The following is a 23,813-nucleotide window of genomic DNA, read 5'->3' on the forward strand; positions in this document are numbered from 1 at the left end:
CTGGCAGGCTAGCCCCATTACAACACAACAGATAAGAGAGCGGGCGATGAACAAGTGGGGCGTAGGGTTGACTCTTTTGCTGGCTTCCACCAGCGTACTGGCTAAGGATATTCAATTACTGAACGTGTCTTACGATCCGACGCGTGAACTGTATGAGCAATATAACAAGGCGTTCAGCGCGCACTGGAAAAAAGAAACCGGTGATAACGTGCTGATTCGTCAGTCCCACGGTGGCTCCGGTAAGCAGGCGACCTCCGTCATCAACGGTATTGATGCCGACGTGGTGACCCTGGCGCTGGCCTATGACGTTGACGCCATCGCCGAGCGCGGGCGTATTGACAAAAACTGGATCAAACGCCTGCCGGATAACTCTGCGCCGTACACCTCCACCATCGTGTTCCTGGTGCGTAAAGGCAACCCGAAACAGATTCATGACTGGAACGATCTGATCAAACCGGGCGTTTCCGTGATTACCCCGAACCCGAAAAGCTCCGGCGGCGCTCGCTGGAACTACCTGGCGGCCTGGGGCTACGCCCTGCACCACAACAACAACGACCAGGCTAAAGCGCAGGACTTCGTGAAGGCGCTGTATAAGAACGTGGAAGTGCTGGACTCCGGCGCGCGCGGCTCCACCAACACCTTCGTAGAACGCGGCATTGGCGACGTGCTGATTGCGTGGGAAAACGAAGCGCTGCTGGCGACAACCGAGCTGGGTAAAGACAAGTTCGAGATAGTCACCCCGAGCGAGTCGATTCTTGCCGAGCCGACCGTTTCCGTGGTCGACAAAGTGGCGGAGAAAAAAGGCACGACCGCGGTGGCGGAAGCCTACCTGAAGTACCTCTACTCGCCTGAAGGCCAGGAGATTGCGGCGAAGAACTTCTACCGTCCGCGTGACCCGGCGGTGGCGAAGAAGTATGAAAACGCGTTCCCGAAACTGAAGCTGTTTACCATCGACGATGAGTTCGGCGGCTGGACGAAAGCGCAGAAAGAGCATTTCTCCAACGGCGGCACCTTCGACCAAATCAGTAAGCGTTAATCTCGAAAAACGCCCGGCTAATCTGCCGGGCATTTTTTTGTGCCTCGTAGGCCGGATAAGGCGTTTACGCCGCCATCCGGCAATGCACGCCAGACTGCCAATGTTCTGTTGGTCACAAAACTGCGTTACTCTTCCCCCTCGGTTTAACATGGGGAGAACACATGACAAGGTTAAAATACCTGCTGGCCGCGCTGCTGGTGATGGCCATTGCGGCAGGCGCCAGCGGCTGGTACTGGCTGAACGCCGGCAACCCGGACGCCCTACGCCAGATTGTGCTGGAGCAGTGCGTACCCAACCAGCTCGAGCATCAGACCCCGAAGCCGTGCGCTGACGTGAACCCGAAGGGTGGCTACGTGCTGTTTAAAGATCGCAACGGTCCGTTGCAGTATCTGCTGATGCCAACCTACCGTATCAATGGTACTGAAAGCCCGCTGCTGCTTGACCCGCTGACGCCGAACTTTTTCTGGCAAGCGTGGCAGCGTCGTATGATCATGAGCGACAAGCGGGGCGCGGAAGTCCCCGATAGCGCGATCTCTCTGACCATAAACTCCCGTACCGGGCGGACGCAAAACCATTTTCATATCCATATTTCCTGCCTGCGCAAAGACGTTCGTGAGCAGTTAGACGGTGATATCGCCGCCATTAGCAGCCGCTGGCTACCGCTGCCGGGTGGGTTGATGGGGCATGAATATCTGGCGCGTCGCGTCACCGAAAATGAGCTGGCGCAGCGTAGCCCGTTCCTGATGCTGGCGGAAGAAGTACCGGAAGCACGTGATCATATGGGGCGTTTTGCGCTGGCGTTGGTTAAGCAAAGCGATGACTCGCTGTTGCTGCTGGCAACCGAGCGCAACCTGCTGACGCTGAACCGCGCCTCCGCCGAAGAAATCCAGGATCATCGCTGCGAGATTCTGCAATAACCCCACCTAATCTGGCGTTTACCTGTCTGGCCTGTCGTCGTATGCTTGCTGAAAAAAACGACAGGAGACAGGTATGTCGCTCTGGTTTTCTCACCCTCTTTTCCTCCCTTCACTGATCGTTGGCGTGACTATCCTGCTGTGGGCGACGTCGCTGCTGCCGGAGTTTATTACCGCGCTGCTGTTTTTCGCGGCAGCGATGACGGCGAAAATTGCCCCGCCGGACGTTATTTTTGGTGGCTTTGCCTCTTCGGCCTTCTGGCTGGTTTTTAGCGGGTTTGTGCTCGGCATTGCCATCCGCAAGACGGGGCTGGCCGACCGGGCGGCGCGGGCGTTGTCGGCGCGGCTGACGGACTCCTGGCCACTGATGGTCGCGAGCGTCGTGCTGCTGAGCTATGCGCTGGCGTTTGTGATGCCTTCCAATATGGGACGTATCGCGCTGCTGATGCCGATTGTGGCGGCGATGGCGAAACGCGCCGGTATTGAGGACGGTACCCGTGCGTGGTACGGCCTGGCGCTGGCGGTCGGTTTCGGTACTTTCCAGCTTTCGGCCACTATTTTGCCCGCCAACGTACCTAACCTGGTGATGAGCGGGGCGGCGGAAGGGGCCTATGGGATCCACCTGAACTATGTACCTTATCTGCTGCTGCATACTCCGGTGCTGGGCTGGCTGAAAGGCGCGGTGCTGATTGGCCTGATCTGCTGGCTGTTTCCCGGTAAACCGCATCCGCCCCGCGATCTTGAGCCGCTGCCGCCGATGAGCGGTGACGAGAAGCGTCTGGCGTGGCTGCTGGCGGTGGTGCTGACGTTGTGGGTGACGGAGAGCTGGCACGGCATTGGGCCCGCCTGGACGGGGCTGGTGGCGGCGGTTGTCACGCTGTTGCCGCGCGTTGGGTTTATTTCCGGCGATGAATTTGCCAGCGGCGTGAATATGCGTACCTGTATTTATGTGGCCGGGATCCTTGGGCTGGCGATCACCGTTACCCAAACGGGAATTGGCGATGAGGTGGGCAATGCGCTGCTGCATATTATGCCGCTGAGTGAGGATGCGCCGTTTACCAGCTTCCTGGCGTTGACCGGCATTACCAGCGCGCTGAACTTTATTATGACCGCCAACGGCGTACCGGCGCTGTATACCACCTTTGCTCAGAGCTTCTCGGATGCCACCGGCTTCCCGCTGCTGAGCGTGATCATGATTCAGGTACTGGGCTACTCGACGCCGCTGCTGCCGTATCAGGCATCACCGATTGTGGTGGCGATGGCGCTAGGGAAAGTGCCCGCGCGCGCGGGGATGTTGCTGTGTCTGGCGCTGGCAGCGGTGAGTTATCTGCTGCTGTTGCCGCTGGACTATGTGTGGTATCAGGTGCTGGGCAAGCTATGAGCATCTGCCAGATGGCGCTGCGCTTATCCGGCCTACAAAAAAACCGGCCATAGGGCCGGTTTATTAAAACCTGGCGCGGTGGCCAGGTTCAAAATCTTACGCGTTTTTCGCCGCTTCTGCCGCTTTAACGATCACCGCGAAAGCGTCTGCTTTCAGGGATGCGCCGCCAACCAGCGCGCCGTCGATGTCCGGCTGGGTGAACAGTTCTGCTGCGTTGCCCGCGTTCACGGAACCGCCGTACTGGATGATAACCTGTTCAGCGATTTTCGCGTCAGCTTTCGCGATGTGGTCACGAATGAATTTGTGAACCGCCTGAGCCTGAGCTGGGGTAGCAGATTTGCCGGTACCGATAGCCCATACCGGTTCGTAAGCAATAACCGCGCCTTCGAAGGCCGCAGCGCCCTGAGTTTTCAGCACAGCGTCGATCTGACGTGCGCACACTTCTTCAGTTTTGCCCGCTTCGTTTTCAGCTTCGGTTTCACCGATGCACAGAACCGGGATCAGACCCTGTTCTTTCAGCACGGCAAATTTCTTCGCGATCAGCTCGTCAGATTCTTTGTGGTAGGTACGACGCTCAGAGTGACCGATGATGATGTAGGTTGCGCCAACATCTTTCAGCATTTCAGCGGAGGTTTCACCGGTGAATGCGCCGGACAGGTTCAGGTCAACGTTTTGCGCGCCCAGGTGGATGTGGCTGCCGGCAGCGGCATGCTTAGCCATATCGATATACATTTCCGGCGGCGCGATAGCCACGCCGCAGCCAGCTACGCCGGCCAGCTCGGTACGCAGGTTAGCAATCAGCTCGTGTACCATGTGGCGGCTGCCGTTCAGTTTCCAGTTACCCATCACTAAAGGATGTCGCATTTCGATTCTCCACGCTTGTCAGCGAATTAAGGAATATGGCCGCCCGTCAGGGCAGCATGGTCTGTGAAACAGTATAGAGATTGATCGCTTTGAAGGCTTTGCTTTTTATCATTTATTGTCCCCTTCAAGATTTTCAGATAGCGCCAGCTTAATCGGTTCAACGGCGAAGGTCAGCCCTTTTTCGCCATTATCTGCGACAACATAGCGCACGGCGCCTTCAGTGCTGGCGAAGTAATGTTTTCCCTTCCCCTGCGATAGCAGCTTTTGCAGTTTTTGCTGGCTTTGCGGTTTGGTTAGCGTCGGGAGGACCGCGCGCATCAGGGCGCTCATGTACTCCAGCGCTTTGTTTTTTGCCGCCTTCTGCTCCGGCCCCTGAATGGGCAGCCAGGTTATCTGGATAGATTTAATCTTCAGGGTGCCGCGCTCCAGCGCCGTTGAGGCGTAGAGGTTTTCATTTATCTTGCTGGCGGCGCGGGTAATCGTGAGCTGGTCCCGGCTGGAGGCAATCGAGCGAAATTCACCGAGCGGCAGGCCGGGATTCTGCGTATTGAATTGTTCCCGGAACTGGCTGATGGAGAGGTCAAACGCCGGAGCGCCCGCCAACAGGTATGGGGCAACGGCGGCGGGCTTTTCCGCCGACAGCGAAGCCTGGCTGAAGCTCAGCGTGATGAGCCCTGCCAGACAGAGCGTGATCCAGTGTTTCATGCCAATTGTCCTCTTCTTTGCAGATGACGATTAAAACGGGAACCGCCTCGCTTGTCAAAATGTGCCCACTTCGGGGTAAACTACGCGGCACAACGATAAAGGAAAGGCTACATGACTCTACAGCAATGGTTGTTTTCCATTAAAGGGCGTATTGGGCGCCGCGACTTCTGGATTTGGATTGCCATATGGGCCGTCACGATGGTGGCGCTGTTCAGCCTTGCCGGCGGCGGGCTGGTCGATCTGCAAACGGCGGCATTTATGCTGGTGTGTCTGCTGTGGCCGACAGCGGCGGTGACGATTAAGCGTCTGCACGACCGCGGGAAATCAGGCCTCTGGGCGCTACTGATGGTGCTGGCGTGGATGCTGCTGGCGGGTAATTGGTCAATGCTGCCCGGCGTATGGCAGTGGGGCGTAGGGCGGTTTATTCCTACGCTGATTATCGTCATGATGCTGATAGACCTGGGCGCATTTGTTGGCACCCAGGGCGAAAATAAATACGGTAAAGACACGCAGGCCGTGAAGTACCGCGCCGATCACCAGTAGTGTTCGGCGGTCATGTGGCCCGGCCGACGGCGCAGGTGCTTGGTCATCTGGCGGGTCTCTTTCAGCAGCTGTTGGGTATCGCGCACCATCTGCGGGTTACCGCACAGCATCACATGGCTGGTCTGCGCATTCATCGGTAAACCAACGGCGGCTTCCAGCGCACCGCTTTCAATCAGCGCGGGAACGCGCCCGGTCAGCATCCCCGGCGTTGTTTCGCGGCTGACGACCGTCTGAATGCGTAGCTTTCCGGCATAGCGCTCTGCCAGCGCCCGCATCTGCGGCAGGTAGCTGAGGTCGGCGGCGTAGCGCGCGGCGTGGACCAGCACCAGATTTTTAAAGCGTTCCAGGTCTTTCCCTTCTTCGAGAATCGAGAGGTAGGGGCCAATCGCCGTACCGGTTGCCAGCATCCACAGGGTTTCGCAGTCGGGCACCTCTTCCAGCACGAAAAATCCTGCGGCTTCACTGACGACCTGCACTTCATCTCCCGGCTTTAACGCGGCCAGGCGTGGGCTGAGCTTGCCGTCCGGAACGGTGACCAGATAGAACTCAAGATCGGGATTGCTGGGGGCGTTAACGTAAGAGTAGGCGCGTTGTACCCGCTCGCCGTCGATGTCGAGCCCCAGCTTGGCGAACTGTCCGGCGGTAAACGGGTGAACCGGCGCGTGGACGGTAAGGCTAAACAGTGCGTCGGTCCAGTTCTGTACTTTAACGACTTTGCCCGTAACCCAATCTGCCATGGCGAATCTCCTCTCATTCTCGTTATCTTATCTTCACCGCGACGAGAGAAGATTTCCAGCCCGAAAAGGCTGGAAAGCTCAATTGATCAAACGGGTTAAAGAATGTGACGCTGGATTTCAGTGTCTTTGCGATCGAGGTAGTGAATCGACTGAATGCGGCGGATGGTGCGGGATTTACCGCGAATCAGCAGCGTCTCGGTGGTGGCGATATTGCCCTTGCGGGTAATGCCGTCCAGCAGGTCACCTTTGGTAATGCCGGTCGCGGAGAAAATCACGTTGTCGCTGCGCGCCATGTCGTCCAGCGTCAGTACGATACCGGCCTCAATGCCCATCGCTTTACAGCGCTCCAGTTCGTTTTCACCAATGCGGCGGTTCTCTTCGCTATCGCCTTTGACGTGATGGCGGGCTAGCAGGCGGCCGTGCATATCGCCGTCCAGTGCGCGAATGACCGCGGCGGAGACAACGCCTTCCGGCGCACCGCCGATACCGTACATCACGTCGACTTCGCTGTCCGGCATGCAGGTCAGAATCGAGGCCGCAACGTCACCGTCCGGAATGGCGAACACGCGCACGCCCAGTTTTTGTAGATCGGCAATCACGCCATCGTGGCGCGGTTTCGCCAGAATGGTGACCGTCAGTTCGCTCAGCGGCTTATCCAGCGCGCGGGCGATATTACGCAGGTTCTCTTCCAACGGTTTGTTGAGGTCGATAGTCCCTTTCGCGCCAGGGCCGACAATCAGCTTTTCCATGTACATGTCCGGCGCGTTGAGGAAGCAGCCTTTATCGCCTACCGCCAGCACCGCCAGCGCGTTGGCCTGACCCATCGCCGTCATGCGGGTGCCTTCGATAGGGTCAACGGCGATATCTACCGCATCGCCGTTCCCGGTACCGACGGACTCGCCGATGTAGAGCATTGGCGCTTCATCGATTTCGCCTTCGCCAATGACGATGGTGCCGTCAATGTTGACCTTGTTGAGCATAATACGCATGGCGTTGACCGCCGCGCCGTCGGCGGTGTTCTTGTCGCCGCGGCCCAGCCATTTATAGCCTGCCAGCGCCGCCGCTTCGGTGACGCGCGAAAATTCGATAGCCAGTTCTCGTCTCATTACAAACTCGTCCAGGGAAGTGAAATTGTGCGAAGTTTAGCACAGCCCTTAACGGGCTGTGGGTATCGCTACGCGTTGGAATAACGTTCGGTTTCCGGCATCCAGCGCTCAATAAGCGCGTTAGCCTGCTGCGGATAACGGTCGTGAATATGGCGTGCCAGGCGCTGAACTTCGGGGATCATCGCCTGATCGCGCAGCAGGTCAGCCACCTTAAATTCGGCATTGCCGGTCTGGCGGGTGCCGAGCAGCTCGCCGGGGCCGCGAATCTCGAGATCCTTCTGGGCGATCACGAAGCCGTCGTTGCTGTCGCGCAACACCTGCAGACGCATTTGCGCGGTTTTCGACAGCGGCGCTTTATACAGCAGTACGCAGTGGGATGCCACCGCACCACGGCCGACGCGGCCACGCAGCTGATGGAGCTGCGCCAGACCCAGGCGCTCCGGGTTTTCAATAATCATCAGGCTGGCGTTGGGGACATCCACGCCCACTTCAATGACGGTGGTGGCAATCAGCAGATGCAGTTCACCTTGCTTGAAGGCCTGCATGACGGCCTGCTTTTCGGCGGGCTTCATGCGCCCGTGGACGAGGCCAATATTCAGCTCCGGCAGCGCCAGCTTCAGCTCTTCACAGGTGGCTTCCGCCGCCTGGGCTTCCAGTAGATCCGACTCTTCAATCAGCGTACACACCCAGTAGGCCTGGCGGCCTTCGCTGGTGCAGGCGTTGCGTACGCGGTCGATAATGTCATGACGGCGGGTATCCGGGATGGCGACGGTGGTGACCGGCGTTCGGCCAGGCGGTAGCTCATCAATGACTGACGTGTCGAGATCGGCGTAGGCGGTCATTGCCAGCGTACGCGGGATTGGCGTAGCGGTCATGATCAGCTGATGTGGGTGGAAGCCCTGCTGCTGGCCTTTTTCCCACAGCGCCAGACGCTGATGCACGCCGAAGCGGTGCTGTTCATCGATGATGACCAGTGCCAGGCCGTTAAACTGCACCTGTTCCTGGAAAATGGCGTGGGTGCCGACAATCATCTGCACCTGGCCGCTGGAAATGGCCTCCTGCTGTGCCTGACGGGCTTTACCTTTCTGCTTGCCCGCTAACCAGCCGACTTCAATGCCGAGTGGCGCAAACCAGCTGCGGAAGTTATTAGCGTGCTGTTCGGCGAGCAGCTCGGTCGGCGCCATCAGCGCGACCTGCTTGCCGTGGGCAATCGCGCGCAGCGCCGCCAGCGCGGCAACCAGCGTTTTACCGGAGCCGACGTCACCCTGCACCAGGCGCATCATCGGTATATCCAGCGCCATATCGTGTTCAATTTCAGCCGTCACCCGCGCCTGCGCACCGGTAGGCTTAAACGGCAAATTAGCCAGAAACTTATCTTTCAGCTCGCGGCTTGCGCTGAGAGGCTGAGCGTGAAAACGCTGCGCGCCCGCGCGCAAGGCCAGCATGCTGAGATTGTGCGCCAGCAGCTCTTCCAGGATTAAACGCTGCTGCGCCGGGTGTTTACCGGTTTCTAAATCGGCGAGCTGGAGCGTCGGCGGCGGGCGGTGCAGCGTGCGCAGCGCTTCCGGCAGGCTCATCATCCCCTGTGCCAGTTCCGGCGGCAGCAGCTCGCTGATGGCGCAGGTATCGAGTAAATCCAGCGCTTGATCGGTCAGTTTACGCAGCGTGGCCTGTTTGATGCCTTCGGTGGTGGGATAGACCGGCGTTAAGGTCTCCTGTAAATCCGGCGTGCTGAGGTCACCCTGCACCCGATATTCCGGGTGGATCATCTCCGCGCCGTACTTGCCGCGCTTCGCTTCGCCGTAGGCCAGCACGCGTCGCCCGGTGGCGAGGCTGTTTTTCATCGCCGCGTTGAAGTTGAAAAAGCGCATCGTCAGGATGCCGGTGCCGTCGCTAATCTGGCAGGTCATCATCCGGCGGCCGCCGAAGGTGATATTGCAGTTCAGGACTTCGCCTTCCACGGTCACGTAGATGCCGGGAAGCAGTTCACCGATAGGATAAAGCTGGGTGCGGTCTTCGTAGCGCAGCGGCAGGTGCAGGAGCAAATCCTGCACCGTGTGCAGGCCAATTTTTGCCAGCCGGCTGCTCTGCGCGGCGCCTACGCCGGTCAACGTGTTGAGCGGAACGGCATCCAGCAGACGGCTTTGCATAGCGGTTACTCCGTGGCCTGCATAGTGGACCACCACGCAGCATCGGCTTCGATTTCGCCCTGCTCGTTAACGTGGGGGTAGGGAAGGCCTTTGCGTTTGGCGACGTTCGCCAGCACCGGATAGCCGCCTTCAAACAGCAGACGCTGCTGCTCTTCGTCAGCCAGCATGCTGTTATCGCGGCTGTACATGCCCGCGTTTTGACGCTGGCGCTGAGCTTCGTAAAGAATGAGGGCGGAGGCGACGGAGACGTTGAGCGACTGCACCATGCCGATCATTGGAATAATGATGTCCTGGTCTGCGAGCGCTAACGCTTCCTGGGTGATACCGGTTTTTTCCTGCCCCATCAGAATACAGGTCGGGCGGGTGTAGTCGATTTCACGGAAATCGACCGATTTGTCTGACAGGTGTGTTGCCAGGATTTGCATGCCCTGGCCCTTTAAATGGCCGACCGCATCGCCAATAGTGGGATGGGTTATCACCTGTACCCAGCTGTTGCTGCCCGCTGCCGATGCCATAGGGCGCATTCGGGTGCTGGGCCAGACCGCGTGAACTTCATGAACGCCTACAGCATCAGCGGTACGGACGATCGCCGAAACATTATGAGGTTTGTGGACCTCTTCCATGCAGACGGTCAGATCGGGCTGACGCCTGGCGAGCATCTCACGGATACGCGCATAACGCTGTAGATTCATAAAGCTAGTTTCGGTTACGGGTGACTTTGATAACGTCCGGCATTACGCGGATTTTGCGCATGATATTCGCCAGATGCACACGGTCGCGCGCGGTCAGGCGGATAAAGGCGCTGTAAACGCGGCCGTCTTTCTCTTCCGTATTCAGGCTCTGAATGTTGGACGTCGCGGTATTGATGGCTGCCGTCAGGTTGGCCAGCGCCCCCTGGTGGTTGAACATATCGACCTTAATTTCGGTGATAAATTCCTGCGCCGTCTCTTTGTCCCACTCGACTGCCATGAACTTCTCAGGTTCTTTCTGATAGCCGCGAATGTTGCGGCACGATTCATGGTGGATAACCAGCCCTTTACCCGGGCTGACGTGGGCGATGATCGGGTCGCCGGGGATAGGACGACAGCATTTGGCGAAGGTGATCAGTACGCCGTCAGCGCCTTTTATTGGCAGATGGGTGTGCCCGGAGGCGCCCGGTGCCGATGGCGTGGCTTCCCCCTGCTGGAGATTTTTCGCCACGACCACGCTCATGGCGTTGCCGAGGCCGATTTCAGCCAGCAGATCGTCAAGGGTGGCAAGACGCATGCGGTCAAGTTCGCGCTGAACATGATCCGGCGGGATTTCCGCAAGCTTACGGCTGCCGCCCAGCGCGTGGTTCAGCAGACGGCGACCCAGGCTGACGGAATCGTCGCGCTTGAGGTTTTTCAGCATCTGGCGAATTTTGGCGCGCGCTTTCGAGCTGACGACAAAGTTGAGCCACGCGGCGTTCGGGCGAGCGCCCGGCGCGGTGATGATTTCTACCGTCTGGCCGCTGGAAAGCGGCTGCGACAGCGGGTAAGGCTGGCGGTCGACGCGCGCGCCGACGCAGGCATGGCCGATATCGGTATGCACGGCGTAGGCAAAGTCCACCGGCGTAGCGCCAGCGGGCAGTTCGACAATACGGCCTTCCGGGGTGAAAACGTAAATCTCATCCGGGAAGAGATCGGATTTAACGCTCTCAATAAATTCAAACGAGCTGCCGGCGCTCTGCTGCAGTTCCAGCAGGCTCTGCATCCAGCGCTGAGCGCGGATTTGCGCGGTAGTGCTGCTTTCGCCGCCATGCTCTTTGTAGGCCCAGTGCGCGGCCACACCCATCTCTGCCATTTGATCCATGTCTTCGGTACGGATCTGGACTTCAACCGGGACGCCATGCGGCCCAATCATGGAGGTGTGCAGCGATTGATAGCCGTTCGCCTTTGGAATCGCGATGTAGTCTTTTACGCGACCCGGACGCGGCTTATACAGGCTGTGCATCTGGCCCAGTACGCGGTAGCAGGTGTCCAGATCGTTGACAATTACGCGGAACGCGTAAATATCCATGATCGAGTGAAAACGCTGCTCTTTCAGCACCATTTTGCAGTAGATGGAGTACAGATGTTTCTCGCGACCGCTGACGCGACACGGGATGCCCGCTTCCTGCAAACGCCCTTCAATTTCAGAAAGGATCTTCTGAATCATCTCTTTACGGTTACCGCGCGCGGCTTTCACCACTTCTTTGATGACGCGATAACGGTTAGGGTACAGCGCTTCAAAGCCCAGCTCTTCGAGCTCGGTTTTGATGTGGTGGATACCTAAACGGTGGGCCAGCGGGCTGTAGATTTCGAGCGTTTCACGGGCGATGCGGCGACGTTTGTCCGGGCGCAATGAGCCCAACGTGCGCATGTTGTGGGTACGGTCGGCAAGCTTGATGAGGATGACGCGGATATCCTGCACCATCGCCATGATCATTTTGCGAAAGTTTTCAGCCTGCGCTTCTTTCTTATCGCGGAACTTGAGCTTATCAAGTTTAGACACCCCCTCTACCAGTTCAGCAACGCTCTTACCAAAGAGCTGCTCCATGTCCTGGTAGGTGGCAGGGGTATCTTCTATCACGTCGTGCAGCAGGGCGGCCATCAGCGTTTCATAGTCGAGTTTCATCTCGGCCAGAATGCAGGCTACCGCTACCGGGTGCGTGATATAGGGTTCACCGCTTGAACGTGTTTGCCCCTCGTGAGCGTCACGTGCAACGAGATAGGCCTGCCGAAGACGCTTAATCTGGTCTTCCGGCAGGTAGTTTTGAATCAGCTGATTCAGGCTCTCAAACAGATACAAGGGCGACCCGCTATGTAATTAACGACGACCTTCAGCAATAGCGGTAACAGCTTGTAATTCAGCGGCTTCCTGCTCTTGCTGTTCCTGGCGCTCGCGCACGTCGAGGATCTGGTTGTTGATCAGACCTTCTTCGATTTCGCGCAGTGCGATTACGGTGGTTTTATCGTTTTCTTCCGGTACCAGCGGATCTTTGCCGCCTACCTGCATCTGACGAGCGCGACGCGCGGCGACCAGTACCAGGTCAAAACGGTTACCAATTTTCTCTACAGCGTCCTGAACAGTTACGCGTGCCATACTTTAAATGCTCCACAGGTGAAGAAATGACTGGGCATGATACTGAAAGTGGGTTCAGTCTGCCAATAATTTGCTGATTAAAGCGTCATGTCGCTGCTTTTGGCGGCTCATACGCAGACGTTCAGCGCGAAGGATGGTCTTAAAATCACCCAGCGCGGTATCGAAATCATCATTGACGATAAGGTAATCATATTCCGCGTAATGGCTCATTTCTGCAACTGCCTGAGCCATACGTTTTGCGATGACTTCTTCGCTGTCCTGGCCACGGCCACGCAGGCGACGGTCCAGCTCAAGTTTAGACGGCGGCAGAATAAAGATGCTGCGCGCGCCCGGCATGCTTTTACGGATTTGCTGCGCGCCCTGCCAGTCGATGTCGAGGAAGACATCAACGCCGGTCGCCAGTACCTGCTCGATAGCCTGACGCGAGGTGCCGTAATAGTTGCCAAAAACTTCCGCGTGTTCCAGAAACGCACCTTCGCCAATCATCGAACGGAATTCGTCGTGATTAACAAAGAAATAGTGTTCACCGTGCACTTCACCCGGACGCGGCGCGCGCGTGGTATGTGAAACAGAAACCTGGGAGTCGTACAACGGTTGGGTTTTTAATAAAGCCTGAATCAGGCTGGATTTACCCGCGCCACTCGGGGCGGAAACAATATAGAGCGTGCCTTGAGCCATGGTGTGTCTTTTGTATGTGATTATCGAAAGAGAACTTACATACGGGCCTATTATACACGGTGGCGCTGCACGACGTAGCCTTTGTCACACTTTTTGCGCCAGTTTCTTTCATTTTGCGCGTTGCTTTCCTGAATTATCCCTGCGTTGCAGCAATAAACCCATTTTCTCTGAAGCCTGCTCGGAAAACGGCGCACAGACGCTCGCTCCCTGAAAACGGCTGCGCTACAAACGGCGCGTTCGTATCGACGGAGAACACATATGAAGCCATGGATTATGGGTCTGGTTATGCTGTTAATGGGACCGGCGCAGGCCGTTTGTCCCGCCTGGTCGCCCGCGCGAGCCGGGCAGGAAATCGCCCTGCTACAGGGGCAAATTGCGCGCTGGAACGAGGCATACTGGCGGCAAGGCGCCAGTGAGGTAAACGACGACGTTTACGATCAGCTTGCGGCGCGTCTGGCGCAGTGGCAGCGCTGTTTTGGCGCAGGGCCACCGGAAAGCGACACGCTGTCGCCGTTGAACGGAACGCTGAGACACCCCGTTGCCCATACGGGCGTGCGTAAGCTGGCCGATGAGCGTGCGGTAAAGCAGTGGATGCAGGGTAAAACGGGGCTGTGGGTGCAGCCTAAGGTCGACGGCGTGGCGGTGACGCTGGTTTATCGCGATGGGCTGCTATATCAGGCCATCAGCCGGGGAGACGGTCTGGCGGGTGAGGACTGGACGCCGCAGGCCAGGCGTATCCCATCGTTACCGAAGCGGGTTCAAGGGGCGCTGGCAAACAGCGTTTTACAGGGCGAGATATTTTTACGCGCCGAAGGGCATGTGCAGCAACAAATGGGCGGGATGAACGCGCGCGCGAAGGTCGCCGGTTTGCTGATGCGCCGTGGGCAGGATACGCCACTTTCCATGCTGTCGCTGTTTATCTGGGCGTGGCCAGACGGCCCCACGGCGATGTCCGAGCGCCTGAGGTTGCTGGCCGAGTCCGGATTCGAACTAGCTCAGCGTTATTCTCATCCCCTTGCCCGCGCTCAGGACGCGGTGGACTGGCGTGCACGCTGGGTAACTACTCCGCTGCCGTTCGCTACCGACGGTATTGTACTGCGCACGGACAAAGAGCCGGCCGGCGTTCAATGGCAGCCCACAAAGGGGAGTTGGGTCGCGGCGTGGAAATACTCGCCGGTTGGCCAGGTCGCGCAGGTTAACGGCATCCGCTTTGCCATTGGGCGCAGCGGGAAAGTCTCGGTAGTGGCAACGCTGGAACCGGTGCTGCTGGATGATAAATGGGTACGGAGGGTGAATGTGGGTTCGGTATCGCGCTGGCGAGGCCTCGATTTCACCGTCGGCGATCAGCTGCTGGTCAGTCTGGCCGGGCAGGGCATTCCACGGCTGGATCGCGTGGTCTGGCGCGGGCTGGATCGCACCAAACCCGAGCCGCCGACGGGGGAATATCATTCGCTAACCTGTTATTTCCTGACGGACAGCTGCCGAGCGCAGTTTCTCGCTCGCCTGGGCTGGCTGTCTTCTCCACAGGCGCTTAATTTCCCAGGGATGGGCGAGTCGGCATGGCGTCGGCTGATGATAGCGCAGCCGTTCAGCCACCTGTTTTCATGGCTTGAGCTGACGGTTGCGGAGCTCAAGGCGACGCCGGGAATGACGCCGGAACGTGCCGGTATGCTGTGGCACCGTTTTGATATGGCTCGTCGCCAGCCCTTTCGCCAGTGGGTGAGGGCGCTGGGTGTACCGTTGCCTGAGGCGGCGCTCAGGGCGTCTGGCGACGCCTCATGGCGGCAGCTCATCGCACGGGATGAACTGAGCTGGCAAACGCTACCCGGCGTTGGCCGGGAAAAAGCGCGTAGCCTGGTGGCTTTTCTTCATCATCCCACCATCGTGTCGCTGGCGGTGAAACTGCGTGCGCTGGGCGTAGCGGGGTTTGATTAGTGTGGTTCGTGCCGGTAGTAAAATACCGGTAAGCCAAGACGTAATCTCAGCGCCAGCATACGAGCGGTAAAGCCGAACAGAAGCGTAGAAATCACCACCACGTCGTGGTTGCTGACATAATGCTGTAGCGCCACGTAGAGCACGGCGGCGGCGAAGGAAATGCCCGCATAGAGCTCTTTCTGGAACACCAGCGGGATACGCTTGCAGAACATATCGCGCAGTACGCCGCCGAATACGCCGGTAACAACGGCGGCAATCACGGCGATAATCGGGCCTTCGCCCATGTCCAGCGCGATTTGCGCCCCAATGATCGAAAAGACAATCAGCCCGACGGCGTCGAGCACCAGGAACAGGCGGCGCAGGTGCGGCATCACTGGCGCGACGATAGTGGTGAGCACCGCGGCGACGGCAACGATGATGATGTATTCAGGGTGTTGTACCCAGCCGAGCGGATAGTGCCCCAGCAGCATATCGCGTACCGACCCGCCGCCCAGAGCGGTGGCTGTGGCAATGATAATGACGCCAAACGTGTCCATGCGGCGACGTCCGGCAGCCAGTGCGCCGGTCATGGCTTCGGCGGTGATGCCAATCAAATAAAGGATATGCAGTAACATAGAGGCTCCCAAAATGAACGAGCGGAGAGTAGCGATTTGTGCGCTTGGTCACGATTGAGATTTTCTAAGGTGAGTTAATTTAGATTAGTAAAACTAATTTATGCTGGCTTAATTGGCGTTGCGGTATGGGGTTTTGTGTTATTAGATGATGATTTTCATCATTAGAAAATATAAGTCTCCATTACGCAGGCGAGATGAAAAGGCCACTTCTGTTGAAGTGGCCTGAATGAAGATTACTGATTACCGGTTTGCTCGCCGTACGGCAGCTTGTCGTAATCCGTCAACGCTTTCTTGTTGTAAGGGTTGCCAATCCAGCGGGTGCTTTCTACAAATTGCGGGCTGGTCAGCGCGCGGGTTGGATCAAAACCGTCGTAGCTCAGACCGGCCAGATCGGACCAGGTGTGGATCAGCTCTGAACTGCTGTATTTGCGGTTGACGTCCTGTGAGAAATCACGCGGGTGCGCGGCATGCCACTTTTCTGATGTCCACAACAGGAACGGAATGGTGTACATGTGGCGCGTAGGATCTTGCTCATTACGACCTTGCGTTTTATGCGGCGGCGTGTCGTAAACCTCTTCCCCGTGATCGGAGAAGTACAGCAGGAAGCCGTTTGGATCTGTCGCCTTGTAGTCCTTAATCAGGCTGGAAACGACAAAGTCATTATACAAGTTGGCGTTGTCGTAGTTGTTGTAGGTATCTTGCTGATCCTTACTCAACCCAGCCGGCATGCCGTCAGTTCGACCCGCGAACTTGTTCCAGCTTTCAGGGTAGCGGTACTCGTAGTTAATATGCGTGCCCAGCAGGTGAACGATAATAAACTTCTTCGGTGCCGGGTCGGCCAGTACCTGCTTGAACGGTGCCAGGACGTTGGTATCGTATTCGCGGGCGCTCTGGGTACGCTGCTGGTTCATGTAGAACTGCTGATCCGTCTGCCGTGAGAAGACCGTCAGCATGGTATTGCGCGAGGTCATCGTCTGCTGGTTGGTGATCCAGAAGGTCTTATAGCCCGCTTGTTTCATCAGGTTCATCAGCGACGGTTTAGTCAGGTACAGATCCGGGTTCTGCTCGTTAGCGAAGGTCAGTGCCTGTTGCAGAATCTCAATGGTATAAGGACGAGACGTCACGACGTCATTGAAGACTGTGAAGTTCGGATCTGATTTATGCAGCGCATCCAGCTCCGGCGTGGTTTCACGAGGATAGCCGTAAAGGCTCATATGGCCACGCTGTGTTGATTCGCCAATCACCAATACCAGCGTACGCGGCGCATCGCCGGTGCTGTCTTTTAAATTTTCCAGCGGCGGCAGAGCGTGGTTGTCGTTCAGCAACTGCGTCAGGCTATTCAACTGATGGCGATACTGATAGTAGCCGGTAATAAATTGCCACGGTGCAGCAGGTGCCAGACGCGTTGATACGCCGTCCAGAACGTCGGCAAGGGGCTTATCTTTCATCACGACCCCGTTAACAATGGGGTTCAGAATCAGACCATACACCAGTGCAAAGGAGACCAGCCAGCGCCAGGGCGTTGGGATGTACACCGGGCGCAGACGTGTCCAAAGCAAAATGGCAGCCGCCGTATACACCAGCGCAACCAGCACAATCTTGAGGCTGAAATACTGGCTGAAGAATTCTCCGGCTTCATTGGTGTTGGTTTCAAACATCACAAATAAAACGCTTTGCGAGAACTCCTGCCCATAAATGACGTAATAGCTGATTGCGGCAAGTGATGCGGCCCACAGTACGACGCCAATAACCGCACCAATAAGGCGGGTTTTATTCGGGAAGAGGAATACCGGCGCCAGCCATAACAGGCTAAAGAGAATGGAATCTCTCAGGCCGGTGGAACCGCTGTAGCCTGTGGCATAGATGACAACCTGTAAGGCGGTAGAAAAGAAGCAAAAATACAATACGGCCCAGCCAAGGGCTTTCCAACTGAAAGCTGGCGTACTCTGAGTAGTCGTGAATTGCATAAGTTTAACTTTATTTGCAGTAAAGGCGGCCAGTTTAGCGACCAATGCTTAAGATATAATTAGATCGATATCAGGGCGTAAAAACAGATAAGCCCATTATCTAAAGGGATAAAGGTGCGGCGAAATTATCTGAGCAATACCGTTCTGCAATATCGTATCTTTTCCATAATCGCCCTTCCTGGAAGGGTGGCTCATCATGCAATGACGGTGAAAAAAAAGAAACTACCTGATATAAAAATGCCCGCAACGTGGCGGGCATGGTGTTTCAGCTTAACCGTCTGCTTTTATTCGATATTGAATCTGTTTATTGAGTAGTGGCTTTAAATGCCCATGGTTACTGGATTTCATATAATGCGTTTTCTCAGTAGGTACACCCATGTGTACACGGCATTTTGAGGTGCTGCCTTTTACTGCTCATTTTATGCTCTTATGCTTGGGAAGGTGCGAACAAGTTCCTGATATGAGATCATCATATTCATCCGGAGCGCATCCCAGAGGGACATCATGAGCCATCAACTCACCTTCGCCGATAGTGAATTCAGCACTAAGCGCCGTCAGACCCGAAAAGAGATTTTCCTCTCCCGCATGGAGCATATTCTGCCATGGCAGAATATGACCGCTGTCATCGAGCCGTTTTATCCCAAGGCGGGCAATGGCCGACGGCCCTATCCGCTGGAGACCATGCTGCGTATTCACTGCATGCAGCATTGGTACAACCTGAGCGACGGTGCCATGGAAGATGCCCTGTACGAAATCGCCTCCATGCGCCTGTTTGCCCGATTATCCCTGGATAGCGCCCTGCCGGATCGCACCACCATCATGAATTTCCGCCACCTGCTCGAGCAGCATCAACTGGCCCGTCAATTGTTCAAGACCATCAATCGCTGGCTGGCCGAAGCAGGCGTCATGATGACCCAAGGCACTTTGGTGGATGCCACCATCATTGAGGCACCCAGCTCTACCAAGAACAAAGAGCAGCAACGCGATCCGGAGATGCATCAGACCAAGAAAGGCAATCAGTGGCACTTTGGCATGAAGGCCCACATTGGTGTCGATGCCAAGAGTGGCCTGACCCACAGCCTAGTCACCACCGCGGCCAACGAGCATGACCTCAATCAGCTGGGTAATCTGCTTCATGGAGAGGAGCAATTTGTCTCAGCCGATGCCGGCTACCAAGGAGCGCCACAGCGCGAGGAGCTGGCCGAGGTGGATGTGGACTGGCTGATCGCCGAGCGTCCCGGCAGGGTAAAAACCTTGAAGCAGCATCCGCGCAAGAACAAAACGGCCATCAACATCGAATACATGAAAGCCAGCATCCGTGCCAAGGTGGAGCACCCGTTTCGCATCATCAAGCGGCAGTTCGGCTTCGTGAAAGCCAGATACAAGGGGCTGCTGAAAAACGATAACCAACTGGCGATGTTATTCACCCTGGCCAACCTGTTTCGGGTGGACCAAATGATACGTCAGTGGGAGAGATCTCAGTAAAAACCGGAAATAACGCCAGAAATGGTGGAAAAAATAGCCTAAATAGGCTGATTCGATTGTTTGCGGGAAAAAAATCGGCCCAGATCCGCGAAATTTTAATCAGCGAGTCAGCTTGGGAAGAAATGACCTGCTTATTCGCACCTTCCTTAGATGTTTAAGGATCACATCACCATTGGTAATCATTAATGGTGGAATTTCATCTTTGTGTTCAAGTAAGCAGTCCCGCCATTTTTCAGGACTGACTTCTTTTCTTTCCCCTCGGCAGTCGTCAGGATATTTACTTAGGATATAAATAGCAGCTTTCAATAACCCCTCTCTATTGGAAGCATGTCTCTCAGCTTTTTTATTAACTGGTAGTGGTGAGGTGGATAAAATATTGGGGCTATTTCTTGTTGCAAGATCGGTTTCTGATGTGATTTCCTTGCCGCCATTGCATAGCAATTCAAGCTCATAACTGGTTATATACATATCCTTACTATGAACAGTATACCAGTCATCGAAATAAAATCGTCCAGCAACGTAGCCATCTCTAAACGTTGCGTTTTCGCATCTGGGCACATCAAGAGTATCGATAGTTATATCCCAATCATCCCAATAATCAGATAAATACCTCTCCTCTGCTTCGATGAACTCTTGAGGGATCGCCAGAAAACCACTCCATTTTTCAATAGATTTATTTCCTGAGTTCATATCATATTGCTCTGTAACAGAGAAATAATCTGACTTATAGCTAAATCTTAGGCAGTGTAGATCAGCATTAGGTTCAGGCTTAATATCATATTTTTCTTTTAAGTAATCGACAGGCAATATACTATCAGACTCAACATTAATTAACTTTACTTCCTCGTTCTCATTTTTTGGCGAGCTATCGAATAGAAATTCAATATGAGGCATCTTAATACAAAACTGTAATAAGCCTATTGAAGCAAAATGTATTAAATCAGACACTTCGCACTTAGTGATTTTGGCTACTTTTTCAAGCGAATAATATCTATGCTTTGGTAAGATCATCACGCTACCTTTCACGCTTTGCCTTTCACTTGATTGAGCCAGGCGGTAAGGCTTCCGCTTTTCATCCCGTCGGACTAAATAGCTGCGCGGAATAGTAGATCACTGAAAGGGAACTCAGCCCGGATTGCGCGATCTGATCATTCGCCAAACCAACCAAAACCACCAACCGGACTGAGCGATGCCGATCATAGCACCAATACCCCGTGGCGAACGACGCCTGATGCAGAAAGCTATTCATAAAACGCGCGATAAAAATCATGCCCGCAGACTCACGGCCATGCTGATGCTTCATCGGGGTGAACGGGTCAGCGATGTTGCCAGAACTCTCTGTTGTGCCCGTTCATCCGTTGGTCGCTGGATTAACTGGTTTACGCACTCAGGTATTGAAGGCCTGAAATCCTTACCCGCAGGGCGCTCCCGACGCTGGCCTTTTGAACATATCTGCACCCTGTTACGTGAGCTGATAAAGCATTCTCCCGGCGATTTTGGTTATCAACGTTCACGCTGGAGCACCGAATTACTGGCAATAAAAATCAATGAGATAACCGGTTGCCAGTTACATGCAGGAACCGTTCGCCGCTGGTTGCCATCTGCGGGGCTTGTATGGCGCAGGGCCGCGCCAACTCTGCGCATCCGTGACCCACATAAAGATGAAAAGATGGCGGTAATCCACAAAGCGCTGGATGAATGCAACGCAGAGCATCCGGTATTTTATGAAGATGAAGTGGATATTCACCTTAATCCTAAAATCGGTGCGGACTGGCAGTTGCGCGGACAGCAGAAACGGGTAGTGACGCCGGGGCAGAACGAAAAATACTATCTGGCCGGCGCACTGCACAGTGGCACGGGTAAAGTCAGCTACGTGGGCGGCAACAGCAAAAGTTCAGCGCTGTTTATCGCTCTGCTGAAGCACCTGAAAGCCACTTACCGGCGGGCGAAAACAATCACGCTGATCGTTGATAACTACATTATCCATAAAAGCCGCGAAACACAGCGCTGGTTGAAAGCAAATCCCAAGTTCAGGGTAATTTACCAGCCGGTTTACTCGCCGTGGGTGAATCATGTGGAACGGCTATGGCAGGCACTTCATGACACGATAACCCGTAATCATCAGTGCCGCTCAATGTGGCAGTTACTGAAAAAGGTCCGCCATTTTATGGAAACCGCCAGCCCATTCCCCGGAGGAAAACATGGTCAGGCAAAAGTGTAGCGGTATTAGGCGCAGCTATTTAGGCTCAATCTATTCTTACGATAGCTTATGCGTCTTTATAATAGGCGTCACGTTGTAATCCTCACCCTTCTCCAGTGCCACCAGCAAATCACACCACTGCGCCAGCGCCGCTTTACGCTCATCAAAATACTGGTGACGGTTATAGATACCCTCCACGCCCTTAATACGGTGATTCAGGCAGCGTTCAGCTACCACGGGATCCACACCTAACGCCGCAAGATGGGTGCGGGCAGTGCGCCGGAAGTCATGAATGGTGTAATTCGGTACGTCTGGCATTTCAGCGCGAACCTTTGCCAGCGCAACGGGTAGGGTGCTTTCCTGAATATGGGGAATCATCCGGCTTTGCATCTTTCTGGCTGGCAGCACCCATGCTGTATTACATGAGAATGTGTGAAGCTCACGTAGCCATGCTACGGCTGGTGGGGGGAGTGGTATGTCGATAGCATCGCCGTTTTTGCTGCGTTCTTCGGGTAAGTGCCAGATAGCCCCGTCTAAATCGAACTCCTCCCAGCGGGCGGCGCATAACTCCATCTTACGCACACACAACGTCAGCAGTAGCTTGAAGGTAAGCTCGTTCTGACGGCTGAATCCCTTAGCCATACGCATAGCCTGAAACAGTCGGATTAGTTCGCCACGTGTTAACCAGCGGTCACGGGCAACTTCTTTCCCGCCAGCGTCTGACACCTCAAAGGCTGAACACGGGTTAATCTCCAGCGCGTGCCGTTTGATGCCGTAATCGAAAATGCGGCGCGTCCAGCGTAGAACGTCCGTTGCTATGGTAGGCGCTCCACGGTCAACAATACCTTTCAGCATGTCGTCGATATGGCGCGGCTTCACGTCCTCTACCTTCATGCTGCCAATGCAGGGGTTTATATCTTTGTCGATACGGCGGCGGAGTATATCGGGGTGCTTCCAGCGCGGCAGGATCTGACGCTCAAAGTATTCAGCGGCAAGTTCTGAAACGCGCATGGCGTTTCTCTCTGCTTCCATCTTCGCCAGCGCTTCGGCTTTCCGTTCCTGCTTCTCTCCCGCGACGTCATAACCCAGCGCAACACGCGCCGATAGCTCTTTGGCTGTCTCTCTGGCTTTTGATAGTGATAGCTCAGCATATGAGCCGATCATCATTGCGCGGGGTTTCCCAGCGAATTTATAGCGGAATCGCCAGACGGGGGTCTGGTAGTTTTCGCGGTATGAAAGATAAAGCCCGTTACCGTCAGAGCGCCCCTCGAATCGCTCCCCGGCCTTTATCCATGCGCGGATCTGCATGTCTGTGAGTTTTGGCATTTTGCGAATATCCAAACTATTCCAAACTTTTAATAAGGGGTGTACACCTAGTTGCGTACACCTAACGCCATGGGTACACCTAGGTGTACACCTTAACTATGCGCTTTGTTGCGTCTTTATGATAGCCCATGATAACAAAAAAGCCCGCTGGGTTGCGGGCTTGATGTGATTTATGTGTCTTTGTGAATCTTGCTGATAGCTTACTCGATATTCTGGATCTGTTCGCGCATTTGCTCGATCAACACCTTCAGCTCAATGGCGGAATTTGTGACATCGGCATTGATCGATTTTGATGCCAGGGTGTTCGACTCACGGTTAAATTCCTGCATCATGAAGTCCAGACGGCGACCCACAGCCTCTTTTTTCTTCAGGATGTTATAGGTTTCTTTTACATGAGCTTCCAGGCGGTCCAGCTCTTCGGCCACGTCGATACGCTGCGCCATCAGCACCAGCTCTTGTTCCAGACGGTTGTTTTCCAGCTGCACCTCTGCGTCTTCCAGCTTGGCGACAAGGCGGTCGCGCTGCCATTGCAGAATTTCCGGCATATGTGCGCGCACTTTCGCTACTTCATCGCTGACGCCTGCGAGGCGCTGCTCAATCAGCGCTTTCAGCGCCTGGCCTTCGGTTTCGCGAGCAACGATAAAGTCGTCCAGCGTCGCATCGAGCGCGGTCAGGATTTCGGCAGCAATGGCGTCCAGATCTTGTTCCTGAGCGGCCATGACGCCCGGCCAGCGCAGAATATCGACCGGATTAATTTCACCTTCGTCGCTTTGCATTTTGACCCAGTTCGCGGCATTAACCAGCTGTTTAGCCAGCGTTTCGTTAAGGATCATCTCGCCCTGCGCGCTCGCATCGGGCTCAAAGCGCAAAGTACACTCTACTTTCCCGCGCGTAAGACGGGTACGCAGGCGCTCGCGCACAACAGGCTCGAGGCTGCGAAACTGTTCCGGCAGACGAAAATAAGTTTCGAGATAACGCTGGTTAACCGAGCGCAGTTCCCAGGCGGCGCTGCCCCACGAGCCCTTGATTTCACGGCGGGCATAGGCGGTCATACTGCGGATCATAGA

General features: G+C 55.6%; 21 protein-coding genes. 7 read left to right on the top strand and 14 right to left on the bottom strand.

Features of this window, described 5'->3' with window-relative positions:
* Positions 1 to 46: 46 nt before the first annotated feature.
* The 3 genes from sbp (at position 47) to H7R76_RS00800 (ending at position 3,331) form a co-directional block, all read left to right on the top strand.
* Positions 47 to 1,036: a sulfate/thiosulfate ABC transporter substrate-binding protein Sbp gene (gene sbp / locus H7R76_RS00790; protein WP_182929805.1), complete on the top strand. Its 990-nt coding sequence runs from the start codon at positions 47 to 49 to the stop codon at positions 1,034 to 1,036.
* Positions 1,037 to 1,197: 161 nt separating this feature from the next.
* The gene (locus tag H7R76_RS00795) at positions 1,198 to 1,953 is read left to right on the top strand and encodes a CDP-diacylglycerol diphosphatase (protein WP_182966741.1); all 756 of its coding nucleotides are present in this window, start codon (positions 1,198 to 1,200) and stop codon (positions 1,951 to 1,953) included.
* A gap of 73 nt (positions 1,954 to 2,026) precedes the next feature.
* Positions 2,027 to 3,331: an SLC13 family permease gene (locus tag H7R76_RS00800; protein WP_182966744.1), complete on the top strand. Its 1,305-nt coding sequence runs from the start codon at positions 2,027 to 2,029 to the stop codon at positions 3,329 to 3,331.
* Positions 3,332 to 3,427: 96 nt separating this feature from the next.
* Here H7R76_RS00800 and tpiA read toward each other — a convergent pair whose 3' ends face one another.
* Entirely contained in the window at positions 3,428 to 4,195 is a 768-nt protein-coding gene (gene tpiA, locus H7R76_RS00805; protein ID WP_106924939.1) for a triose-phosphate isomerase, read from the bottom strand.
* Positions 4,196 to 4,303: 108 nt separating this feature from the next.
* Positions 4,304 to 4,900 (bottom strand): DUF1454 family protein, encoded by a 597-nt coding sequence (locus H7R76_RS00810; protein ID WP_106924940.1) that lies wholly within the window; start codon positions 4,898 to 4,900, stop codon positions 4,304 to 4,306.
* Positions 4,901 to 5,011: 111 nt separating this feature from the next.
* Between H7R76_RS00810 and H7R76_RS00815 the strand changes: the two genes are divergently transcribed.
* Positions 5,012 to 5,443, top strand: a complete 432-nt coding sequence (locus tag H7R76_RS00815) for a DUF805 domain-containing protein (protein WP_106924941.1) — start codon at positions 5,012 to 5,014, stop codon at positions 5,441 to 5,443.
* Here H7R76_RS00815 and fpr read toward each other — a convergent pair.
* The 7 genes from fpr to gmk all read right to left on the bottom strand — a co-directional run bounded on the left by fpr (position 5,434) and on the right by gmk (position 13,219).
* Positions 5,434 to 6,180 (bottom strand): ferredoxin--NADP(+) reductase, encoded by a 747-nt coding sequence (gene fpr, locus H7R76_RS00820; RefSeq protein WP_106924942.1) that lies wholly within the window; start codon positions 6,178 to 6,180, stop codon positions 5,434 to 5,436. The genes H7R76_RS00815 and fpr overlap by 10 nt on opposite strands.
* Before the next feature lie 95 nt (positions 6,181 to 6,275).
* A complete protein-coding gene (gene glpX / locus H7R76_RS00825; RefSeq protein WP_106924943.1) occupies positions 6,276 to 7,286 on the bottom strand; it encodes a class II fructose-bisphosphatase in 1,011 nt (336 codons plus the stop codon).
* 68 nt (positions 7,287 to 7,354) lie between these two features.
* Positions 7,355 to 9,436, bottom strand: a complete 2,082-nt coding sequence (recG, locus tag H7R76_RS00830) for an ATP-dependent DNA helicase RecG (protein WP_106924944.1) — start codon at positions 9,434 to 9,436, stop codon at positions 7,355 to 7,357.
* Positions 9,437 to 9,441: 5 nt separating this feature from the next.
* Positions 9,442 to 10,128 carry a tRNA (guanosine(18)-2'-O)-methyltransferase TrmH gene (gene trmH, locus H7R76_RS00835; protein ID WP_106924945.1) on the bottom strand — a complete coding sequence of 229 codons (687 nt, stop codon included), beginning with the start codon at positions 10,126 to 10,128 and terminating at the stop codon, positions 9,442 to 9,444.
* Between the two features lie 4 nt (positions 10,129 to 10,132).
* On the bottom strand, positions 10,133 to 12,247 hold the full coding sequence (spoT, locus tag H7R76_RS00840; protein ID WP_106924946.1) for a bifunctional GTP diphosphokinase/guanosine-3',5'-bis pyrophosphate 3'-pyrophosphohydrolase: 2,115 nt from the start codon (positions 12,245 to 12,247) through the stop codon (positions 10,133 to 10,135).
* Between the two features lie 18 nt (positions 12,248 to 12,265).
* Entirely contained in the window at positions 12,266 to 12,541 is a 276-nt protein-coding gene (rpoZ, locus tag H7R76_RS00845; RefSeq protein ID WP_000135058.1) for a DNA-directed RNA polymerase subunit omega, read from the bottom strand.
* 54 nt (positions 12,542 to 12,595) lie between these two features.
* Positions 12,596 to 13,219, bottom strand: a complete 624-nt coding sequence (gene gmk, locus H7R76_RS00850) for a guanylate kinase (protein ID WP_106924947.1) — start codon at positions 13,217 to 13,219, stop codon at positions 12,596 to 12,598.
* A 258-nt stretch (positions 13,220 to 13,477) separates the two neighbouring features.
* Here gmk and ligB point away from each other — a divergent pair, with 258 nt between their 5' ends.
* Positions 13,478 to 15,154, top strand: a complete 1,677-nt coding sequence (gene ligB / locus H7R76_RS00855) for an NAD-dependent DNA ligase LigB (protein WP_182966747.1) — start codon at positions 13,478 to 13,480, stop codon at positions 15,152 to 15,154.
* On the opposite strand, the gene H7R76_RS00860 is transcribed toward ligB, so the two are convergent.
* The gene (locus H7R76_RS00860; protein WP_106924949.1) at positions 15,151 to 15,768 is read right to left on the bottom strand and encodes a trimeric intracellular cation channel family protein; all 618 of its coding nucleotides are present in this window, start codon (positions 15,766 to 15,768) and stop codon (positions 15,151 to 15,153) included. The genes ligB and H7R76_RS00860 overlap by 4 nt on opposite strands.
* A gap of 233 nt (positions 15,769 to 16,001) precedes the next feature.
* Complete coding sequence (locus H7R76_RS00865; protein WP_182929806.1) at positions 16,002 to 17,735, bottom strand: phosphoethanolamine transferase CptA; 1,734 nt, start codon at positions 17,733 to 17,735, stop codon at positions 16,002 to 16,004.
* 504 nt (positions 17,736 to 18,239) lie between these two features.
* Between H7R76_RS00865 and H7R76_RS00870 the strand changes: the two genes are divergently transcribed.
* The gene (locus H7R76_RS00870; protein ID WP_068815383.1) at positions 18,240 to 19,220 is read left to right on the top strand and encodes an IS5-like element ISKpn26 family transposase; all 981 of its coding nucleotides are present in this window, start codon (positions 18,240 to 18,242) and stop codon (positions 19,218 to 19,220) included.
* A 99-nt stretch (positions 19,221 to 19,319) separates the two neighbouring features.
* Here the strand turns inward: H7R76_RS00870 and H7R76_RS00875 are convergent, their stop codons facing one another.
* On the bottom strand, positions 19,320 to 20,231 hold the full coding sequence (locus tag H7R76_RS00875; RefSeq protein ID WP_182966750.1) for a hypothetical protein: 912 nt from the start codon (positions 20,229 to 20,231) through the stop codon (positions 19,320 to 19,322).
* A gap of 178 nt (positions 20,232 to 20,409) precedes the next feature.
* Between H7R76_RS00875 and H7R76_RS00880 the strand changes: the two genes are divergently transcribed.
* Entirely contained in the window at positions 20,410 to 21,441 is a 1,032-nt protein-coding gene (locus tag H7R76_RS00880) for an IS630-like element ISEc33 family transposase (protein ID WP_003033020.1), read from the top strand.
* Positions 21,442 to 21,477: 36 nt separating this feature from the next.
* On the opposite strand, the gene H7R76_RS00885 is transcribed toward H7R76_RS00880, so the two are convergent.
* Positions 21,478 to 22,746: a tyrosine-type recombinase/integrase gene (locus H7R76_RS00885; RefSeq protein WP_103177712.1), complete on the bottom strand. Its 1,269-nt coding sequence runs from the start codon at positions 22,744 to 22,746 to the stop codon at positions 21,478 to 21,480.
* Positions 22,747 to 22,946: 200 nt separating this feature from the next.
* Entirely contained in the window at positions 22,947 to 23,810 is an 864-nt protein-coding gene (locus tag H7R76_RS00890) for a YicC/YloC family endoribonuclease (RefSeq protein WP_106924950.1), read from the bottom strand.
* Between the last annotated feature and the right edge of the window lie 3 nt (positions 23,811 to 23,813).

Source organism: Klebsiella sp. WP8-S18-ESBL-06 (assembly GCF_014169755.1).
Taxonomy (GTDB): domain Bacteria; phylum Pseudomonadota; class Gammaproteobacteria; order Enterobacterales; family Enterobacteriaceae; genus Kluyvera; species Kluyvera ascorbata_B.